The 8440-nt window shown below is 57.0% G+C and carries 5 protein-coding genes and 1 pseudogene; 3 read left to right on the top strand and 3 right to left on the bottom strand.

Features of this window, described 5'->3' with window-relative positions; genetic code table 11:
• A pseudogene (locus AC0L2J_RS34330) lies at nucleotides 1-563 on the top strand (IS3 family transposase); the annotation flags it as partial.
• A 967-nt stretch (nucleotides 564-1530) separates the two neighbouring features.
• Here AC0L2J_RS34330 and AC0L2J_RS34335 read toward each other — a convergent pair.
• The gene (locus AC0L2J_RS34335; protein WP_473395924.1) at nucleotides 1531-3027 is read right to left on the bottom strand and encodes a 3-hydroxyacyl-CoA dehydrogenase NAD-binding domain-containing protein; all 1497 of its coding nucleotides are present in this window, start codon (nucleotides 3025-3027) and stop codon (nucleotides 1531-1533) included.
• 420 nt (nucleotides 3028-3447) lie between these two features.
• Nucleotides 3448-3690, bottom strand: coding sequence for a hypothetical protein (locus AC0L2J_RS34340; protein ID WP_473395925.1), 243 nt, complete (start codon nucleotides 3688-3690; stop codon nucleotides 3448-3450).
• Between the two features lie 686 nt (nucleotides 3691-4376).
• Here AC0L2J_RS34340 and AC0L2J_RS34345 point away from each other — a divergent pair.
• Complete coding sequence (locus AC0L2J_RS34345) at nucleotides 4377-5105, top strand: hypothetical protein (RefSeq protein ID WP_473395926.1); 729 nt, start codon at nucleotides 4377-4379, stop codon at nucleotides 5103-5105.
• A gap of 104 nt (nucleotides 5106-5209) precedes the next feature.
• Nucleotides 5210-6076: a cupin-like domain-containing protein gene (locus AC0L2J_RS34350; protein ID WP_473395927.1), complete on the top strand. Its 867-nt coding sequence runs from the start codon at nucleotides 5210-5212 to the stop codon at nucleotides 6074-6076.
• Between the two features lie 519 nt (nucleotides 6077-6595).
• On the opposite strand, the gene AC0L2J_RS34355 is transcribed toward AC0L2J_RS34350, so the two are convergent.
• Nucleotides 6596-7492 carry an NAD(P)H-dependent flavin oxidoreductase gene (locus AC0L2J_RS34355; RefSeq protein ID WP_473395928.1) on the bottom strand — a complete coding sequence of 299 codons (897 nt, stop codon included), beginning with the start codon at nucleotides 7490-7492 and terminating at the stop codon, nucleotides 6596-6598.
• Between the last annotated feature and the right edge of the window lie 948 nt (nucleotides 7493-8440).

Consider the following 8440-nt stretch of genomic DNA (forward strand, 5'->3'; position numbering starts at 1 on the left):
AGATCCCGCAGCGACGAAGCGGTCGGCCTAAAGGTGAAGGCAAGCTTCCTTGACAGCGACCGGACCTACGGGGCACGGCGTGTCTGGAGAGACCTTTTGGCAGATGGTGTCGAATGCGGACTGCATCGGATCGAACGGCTGATGCGCTGCAGGCCTTGCGGGCGCGACCACGGCGCCGGCGTCTGCCGAAGGATGAAGGCGATCGCCAGGTCTCGCACGTGCCGGCGAACCTTCTGGACCGGCAGTTTGCAGCCGAGCGGCCGGACCAGAAGTGGATTGCCGACTTCACCTATAGTCTGGACGGCCGAGGGCTGGCTCTACGTGTCGGCCGTGATCGACCTGTTCTCGCGACGAGTGGTCGGCTGGTCGATGAGCGCCAGCATGACAGCAGTTGGTCGCCGACGCCCTTCTGATGGCCGTCTGGCGACGCGGCAAGCCGGATGCCCTGATGCATCACTCCGATCGTGGCAGCCTGATGGCTGACAGCGGCATTCGGCAACGTCTGGGATAACGCAGCGACGGAGAGCTTCCTCTCTTCGCTGAAGACCGAGCGCGCCGAGCGCAACCAGGTGGATTAGCTTAACCCGGTGTCCATCAAACCGGCAGCAGCTCAAGCCTCGCGCTTGGACGGAGGTTCGGGATGCGATCGGACAGCAAAAAGGTCGCCCATTTGGACGGCTCATCGGCAGGGTGGGCCGGCTGGATGCTTAGAAGGGTGGTCAAGGTGCCGCTTATAAAGTTCGGATCGTCGCCGAGAGTTTGTTAGCAGGTGCCTAGATGTCCAAGGTGGCGGGCAAGCATGGAGCGACGCGCTGCAGATCTACGACTGGCGCCGACGCTTCGATAGGCAGGCCTGTTGCAGGCGTGCGAGGCATCCCAGCCGACATTTGCATGCTGGTGGCAGGAAGGGCTCCGATGCCGACCAGGGAAGCTGCGACGGAGCAAAAAGATCGAACTGGTTACTTAGCCTCGGATATCAATTGCATGGATTGAAGCGCGGGTTCGACGCGTCGAATCCAATTTGTCACGACTTGAATAGGGGATAGCTCCCGTTACGGGTGGTACATCGCCAGTATATCGGCGGTGCCTAGGGAGCAGGGCCGTCTTCCCGATCAATGACCAGATGTGCGATGAACTACTCAATAAAGCCCTGTTCTGTAATCTGGATGATGCCGCGCCAAGATAGCCGATTACAAAACCGGCAGCCTCACTTGTCGTTGAACCTGAGCCCGCACCCAATGCCGCCTATCTCACCGCAACGGACCCTCGGCTGGGCAACCCGGGCCAGCTCCGCCGATCGTCCGTTGCTCCACCCGCGCCACTTGGAGAAAAGCCGAGGCTGTAACGGCTGCTGGATGAAAAACTCGGTGGGAGGTCACGTGAATTGCGGAACATGCCGCTCTTCGAATTGCGGTCATGATGCGGTTATGACCGTAAGCCAGAAGCGCACGATTTGGAATTCCAAAAATATTGAGACCAACCAACCAGGGCTTAGCATTGCCTGATTGACCAGCGACCCGCGGCAGTGACTCAGCTAAGCCCAACTCTCGCGCCGGCACGTACCGGACGCGGGAGCGCTGCATGCAGGCGCGCTAACTCCAGCACGCGCGCACGCACTCTCCCCTGCACGGGACCGCGACATCCACTACCGCCGTCTATATGAAGCAAGATCTGCTCGCTTGTGACCGCTGGCTCCTCGTCTCCTTCGCGCGTAAGCAAGTGAAACAGATGCAGGCACTCTTCATCGGCGCCGAGAATTTGTGTATGCACTTGCACACGGTCGCCGGCGCGCAGCTCCCGCAGACAAAACCAGTGCGTCTCGACGATCTGATATCTGCCGATGATTGAGCGGTACTCCTCATCCATGCCAATGTAGTTGAGTAGGTCGTCAGTGGCAGCCTCGAAGAGCTGAGAGTAACGACTTTCCGTGAGGTGGTCATCGTAGCCGATCCAGTCAAACGGGATCTGTCTGATGGGCATACTCAGTGGACCGGTGCTATCGATGAGCTGGAAAACACAGTGTCGTAGCTCGTTCTCCCAGCGCAAGAGCGTCTCGCCCGCACCGTAGCCCTGCGAGCGCAAACCCTGCAGCACAGCCACTAGACAGTCGTCCCGCTTCTGTTCCAACTCAGGAACACTCATGCTCTCCGCCTGCCAGTCCAGCTGCTCTGCGAGTTTGTCCAGAAGAGCGTCCGTGAGCTCTGGCACGTTCGTGAGTTTCGTCAACGGCGTCTTTAGTCCAGATCCGAATCTTTCCATGGAGCGGCGGGCGTCGTTCTCGGCGATGCCGAGGCGGGTCGTTTGGATGGGACCCATAATTGCCCGACGCAGCCCGAAGGAATACCGGACCGCATCATCGATTTCCTGCACCGTGGCCACATCATCATGCACCAACCACAGTGCCTCGCGCCACACAGCTTCCTGCAGTCGGTTCGCAATGAAACCGTCCACCTCTTTGCGGACCACGAGCGGGTGCATCCCTACCGCCCGGTAGATTTCCGCCGCTCGCGCGAGCGTCGTTGGCGCTGTGAGCTGTCCGCCGCATAATTCAACCAAGGGCAGCAAGTAAACTGGGTTGAACGGATGGGCGATGAGCATCCGCTCGGGGTGGTTCATAGCCGCCTGCAACAATGATGGCCGGAGTGCCGATGTGGAGGAGCAGATTAGGGTGTCGGGCGCCACTGCCCGGCTGACGTCCGCCAGCATCTGCTGTTTGAGCTCGAGACGCTCCGGTACGGACTCCTGCACCAGCTCCACATCTCGTACCGCTTCAGCGATTGAGTTTACGACCGTTAGCGAACCTTCGGCTGGCAACGGAGCCAACGTAAGTCGCTGATATGCCCGCCGCGCGTTGGCTAAGCATTTGTTTACGCGCTCCACTGTATCCGAGGACCTACCATGCAGCCGTACGTCCACTCCGTTGAGGATGAACCGTGCGGCCCAAGCGCCGCCGATCACACCGCTTCCGAGAAGCCCTACTGATCGCGGCCGCTTTTCAAACAATGTAGAATTCCCACGCATTGACATTGACCCTCAGTATGATTGGAGCGGGAAGCGCACGTCCGCCTCATCCGCACCTCATCTACGGTACCCCTCGAGAAGCTAGTCCCCGCAATGGCAAGCCGTTCGACGGCTTGGAATGGTGGGCCGAGAGTTGCAGTCCGCATCGAACCCAACATTTATTCCAGCGATACCGCCAAAACTAAATGCTGCGGCAGCCTAGTTCAGCGAGCCGAAACGCATTTTCCGAATGTCGTGTCGTATCCTCCAAGGTGCAACAGTCACTCAATCGAGCTGCACGCGCGCCCCCGCTGGGTTCGGCGGCATCGCTTGATCCACCTTCGCCTCACGAGAAAGCCCTTCCGAATTTAGGGCCTGCGCCTCGACCTTACGAGTTTGCGGGGACGCCAATCGTGCCGTGGCACTCACCTGGTCTCCGCACTCTACTCAGGGCCCACCGACGCATAGTGTTCCAGCAGGTCCTCCGAACCAGAAGCGATGAACATCTTGGAACTCATTTTCTTCTTTTTTCTTCACTAGAAGCTTGTGCTTGCGTTTCATTATGTCGACCTTTGTTGATCTATGAGCGTACCAGCGCACCTGTTTATAAGACTGCTCATGGTACATTGGAAACCTAGCAATTGCCGCTTTGGGTTGCCTTCGGGCCCGATCTAGCAATTGGCGTGCCATGCGCAGACTCCTCCTCTCGGAGCTGAGAAATTGGGCAAATGCCAGATCCTCTGAAGGGCCAATCCACCGATCTCAACTACCTTATCAGCGTATCGAGAGGATGACGCAGATCCAGGACTTCAATCGCTCACGGTTGGCCGACGATAGCATACTCGGCTACGGGCTAAGCTACGCACAAGGTAAGTCGCTTTAATGTTGGAGCTCCGCACAAAGACGGTCAGTAGGTGTACATGTCGCCGTGTCTCATTGATGACGAGGTGTTGCAATCCTCTCAACGCGGACCTGGGCAGCATCGTCGTGAGCTCGTCGCTACAGAAATAATACAAAAAAGCCCTTGATGAAGGTGAGCCATTGCGCGGGCATCGAACGATGGTCGTATGATCGATTGTCGCTAATACGGCAACGCAAGCATTACCAGTGCGCATGGCGAAGCGAGCGATGTGCCAGGAGCGATATTCCTTGTGATCAAGGCCTAGCTCGTTGTTGACGGTTTCAAAGCTTTAACAGCACCGACACCAGCTTTGGATGTAGCGCTTTTTGGCGCCGTATTGAGAATAGGCCAAGCTGCGGTCGGCCAGACTCTCGCGGCTCATCAGAATAGGTGGGTGCTCGCCTCTTGCTGATGTTGCATTATCGGTTGCTGGTTTGCGCAATGAGCAAGTCTATCACGATAGGACAGTGTAGCAATGAAGACTTTGGTCAACCCGTTGCAAGTTTCACGATTCCTTCAAATATATGATCGCGCCGCTATCGAAAAAGGTCTTAAGGTTTTTGTCGGGTTTGATTTTGATGAGTACGTCTCAATTACGCGGGCTACTCCGACAAAGGATCCCACGTATCCAAATTTCCGGCCGGATCGCTCGCCAATCAAATCAGGCGAGGGATATTGGATCAAGGGACACGACGAGAACAACGAAGTCGCGTTCTTAGTGGCAGCTCGGCTATATGATCTTTCCGGCAGTAACTTTGCAGAACACGTAGAGTCCCTAAAGGCATTCTACGCCGAGCCTGCCCTACATGCACATCCTCAGGACCGCTGCTCTTGCTCCGCGCCAAGCGCAAAGAAGATCGTTGGGAGGGTAGCTTACCACGGCGATCTTTGGGTGCGCGAAGACTTTAGAGGTAAGGGGCTGTCCAGGATCATTGCGGGATTGCTGCGTGGTATGAGTTTTGGCATGTGGGCTCCCGACTTCACATGCGCATTTGTCGCGCGCGCGCTAATCGAGAAAGGCGTCTCGCAGGCTCTACATTGTGAACCAGGAGGCTCCGTATTGCAGTTAGTTGCAGAAAATATTTCGCACGACGAGTGGCTTGTTTGGCTAACTGGGGAAGAACTGAGGAGTCTAGTGTATCAGCACGACAGAGAAGAAGGATTCATTGTTGCGCGCAGCAAGATCTTCTCTCGGTCAGACTGATAGTTGCCGTCCAATATAGTCACGTCGAAAACGATGGAGATGAGAAAATGTCAGCAGGATCGCTTCGCGACGAAAGGCACCCGGGCGTATCATCGATTGCCAGCGTGACTCGGCTGTCGGGGTCTGAGTTTGCGACAAATTATAGAGATGCAAAGCGGCCGGTTCTCCTACGCGGCGGGTGCGCCGGTTGGCCCGCTTGCCAGCGCTGGTCTCCCGAGTATTTCGATCGTGTCGCCGGATCAATTACAGTGCCCGTCAAAACGCTTACCGCCAACGGTATCGACGTCTCTTCCTGGCGGCTTACAGAATACGTGCGGTTCATTATGGAGCAGCCGCCGTGTGGGGACGAAGCGTCATCGGACGCTAAACCAATTCCGTACTGCCACGACATTCCATTATTGGGTCTGGTGGAGACGCTGGCCGCCGATTGTCAACCATTTCCCACGACCTATCTTAGTCCATGCTATCGTCAGCATTGGTGGCGCTACTCGCAGTTCTTCATGGGCCCAGCCGGCGTGATCACCCCGCTTCACTTCGACACGCTCCTAACTCATAACTTCTTTTTTCAGATTTATGGTACGAAGGCATTCACAATCATGCCGCCGGATGAGGCTAATTTGTGCGGACGTCGCGGTTGGAGATGGTTCGATGTGGACCCAGAGAAACCGGACTATGTGCGCTTTCCGCAATACCGGGAAGCAACCCCGGCCGTAATCGTGGTAAATGCCGGCGATATGCTCTACATGCCGCCCGGAACGCTCCACCACGTTCGCAGCCTAACGGCGTCGATTTCCTTCAACATCGATTGGCACACTGAACGGAGCGTACTCGATGCGCTAGCGCAGGCATCAAAGGGGATGCCGAAGGAAGTTGTTTATTACAATGCGATCGCGGCTTTGTCCGCAATCGCCAAAGTTCCCGAGCAAATTACCTTTCCGCTCTACCAACCCTACCTGAGTTATGTGAGCTGACACAGCCGCAGAGGGCTCGGTGATCAAAGCGACATCGATGGAAGCCGCGATAGTTTAGCAACGCCGCCTGCATGCGCGCCCAAAGCGGGCCGTAGCGGGCGAGGCACACCTTTACTGGGGCACGACCATCCGGCGGCGCCTCGTCAATGGATCTCTCCATCGCGATCCCCAATTATTTCGTGCCTCAGGGGCTTACCCGCGGGCCGCGCTGGACCGCCCACTTGTCCTTCTGTTCGATCAGGATGGCGCGGATCAGAGCGCATCTGCGCGCACGATGGTCTCAAGGGTGCGAGCTAAAGGGGGCTCCCCCAGGGAGAAATCGGCGCCGCACCTCGAGTGACCCATCGGGTAGCCCGTCTTCGCGAGATCGAGAATTCGGCAGACCTGTCTGTTCCGTGATGTGAATTTATATGGGCTGAGCGACCGGAGCATCGAAGCAGCCTACCTATCCAGTTGCAGAGTGGCCGCTCAGGCTGGAGCAGATTACCGGAAAAGAGAGGTTTCTTTTCCCTGTAACCTTTATGATATCCGTTCGAGTAGAGCCTCTTGGTATTGCCCGGCGATCTCACGTACCAGTTCAGCTGCGCTTACGATCGAGCGCACACCTGAAACGGAGTGGCCTGCACTCCAGATATCAAGCCAGCGCCGCGGTCCTCGGCTTAAGTTGTTCCCGCCATACATTTGCGTGGCACTCGCCGGGGAGATGAATTCGTCGAGTTTGGATGGGTCCAGACCTGCAGCTACAATTGAAGGGCGAAGCATACTGACGTTCAGTCCTGTAAAGGCTCTAGTCAACACTACATCGTCAAGCGTACTAGCGACTAGCATTTGGCAGTAGGCAAGGCTTGCCATGCTCTCATCTGTTGCAATGAAGCGAGTCCCCATGTAACCGAGATCACACCCGAGCAAACGCGCTGCCGCAAGCGATACGCCGTCGCTTATGCCACCCGCAAGCGCGATAGGACCGTCGAATGCAGCACGAACAGCCCTGACAAACGCAAGCGGATTGGCCCAGCCAGTATGACCTCCAGCTCCCGCGGTCAGTAGAACCAAGCCGTCACTACCAGCCAGGATCGCCTTTTCAGCATGGCGGAGTGAAGCAACTACGGAGAGTACGAAGCAGCCGACATCGTGTAGAGCGTCGATAACCAAACTCGGCGATCCCATGCTGGTTATGGCAATTTCCGCTTTGTGGCGCACCAGACAGGCAACATCATCCTTAATTCTAGGATGTTGTAGGATTAAGTTTGGACAGTGAGGAGCAGCCGGCCGATTTAGCTGGTCGTGCTCATGCTCCATTTGTATTAGCCAGTTATCGAGCTCCTCAACCGATCGGGCGTTTCCGGTGGGGAAAGCGCCGATCGCCCCGGATCGGCAGACAGTGGTCACGAGCTCGACTCCCGACACCGAAAACATCGGCGCGACCACTAGCGGTACTGCGAGCCTCGACGCGATGGCAGCCGGCAATCGGTTTCTCTGGGCACGTGCATTCACGGGTAGCCTCCGTCCAAAATGAGTTACGTCTATTGGCCAATGGGACTTAGTTCGATAGGCCTATTTTCTGACGTCAGTAGATTTCGCAATCTCGCTCGCGATGGAGGTGATCAGCGACGGTTGTTTGCAGTCGACGCCATCAGCTTGAAGTTGGGACGGACACCGCAGCCGGTGGCAGAATCGAGCAAAAGGATACCGAGCTACCTTGATGCACTATTTCCATGACAAATACCTCCGGACTTGCATTTCTGAATGCAAGCCTCTCCGGGTATGCGGGGCGCTTTGCAAGCGAGCAATGGCACGCGTCGTTGTTCACATCAATTATCCGACCTAGGAGTTGACACGAGCAGCAAGGTTAGAAGCAAAGGTCCAACGTGCTCGCTTCTTAAGGCGGCTGCACAATTCAAGTGATCGCCAGGAAAGCGTTATGGCGACCCTACCGGCGAACTGCCGGTGATCACCGCAAAGCCGCCCGCCCGCTACGGCGCTATCGGGGGCGCGCGTCCGGGCGGCTTTGCTCTACCGAGCTACACCATCACCGGGGAGTACGTCATACCAAGCTGATGAATGCTTGTGGGTGCAAGTCCCATCCGGCCAAGGCCGAAGCAGGCAGGCCGGGACCGAGTCTTGCGGGCGTCGCGGTAACGCGGGGTTCGAAGTGTAGACAGGAGCCATGCGGGGTGCGGGAATGAGCCTCGAAAAGTGGATGTTCGCGGAGGCCGAGTGTGTTCCCTAGTCACGAAGGGCTGCATGAGCATCGTCGTTATGCGAGACGATGTCGCTCCGTCGGGGGCGATGGCCGGATCACGCATGGAAGGCAATCATCGGAACTGAGAGGCCCGACCGGGTCCGTTGGATTGGTCTACAACG

The sequence above is a fragment of the Bradyrhizobium sp. MV1.5 genome (assembly GCF_055807615.1).